Raw genomic sequence first — 417 nt, forward strand, 5'->3', positions numbered from 1 at the left:
GCCCCTGCTCTCAGCGACCCGCAGAACGTCACCCAGGCACTCGGACAGCCGTGCACCGACGTTACGCAACTCGGTCGTGGAAGCCTTGGGGTCGCTGAGGATCTTCCGCGCATGGTTCAGCACCTCGGAGCCCATAGTGAGCTGAACGGCTTCCATCTGGTCAGCGAGCCGCCAGATAAGTCCGCCCTCACTGCCAGGTGCAAGGAAACACGCTTTCCCTTGTTCGGACCGCCATGGCAGTAGCCGTGCCGGTTCCCGCTCGCTCATCGGGGCACCTCCGGCAGAAAGTCGATGCCCACAGTCGTGAGCATGAGAGCGCGTGTGCGTTGCGGGTGTCGCTGCTGTTCCTGTCGCTTCTCATACGCCACCGGGTAGGGGCGCGCCATGGCAAGCGCGTGTCCGTCGAGTGCCCGGGGT

At 64.7% G+C, this 417-nt stretch carries 1 protein-coding gene; it reads right to left on the reverse strand.

All coding sequences use genetic code 11. The features are described from left to right. On the reverse strand, positions 1–267 hold a 267-nt coding region (locus KN815_RS07865), incomplete at its 3' end, for a hypothetical protein (RefSeq protein ID WP_216341020.1). Between the last annotated feature and the right edge of the window lie 150 nt (positions 268–417).

Origin of the sequence: Streptomyces niphimycinicus, from assembly GCF_018883605.1 — a bacterium.
GTDB lineage: Bacteria > Actinomycetota > Actinomycetes > Streptomycetales > Streptomycetaceae > Streptomyces > Streptomyces niphimycinicus.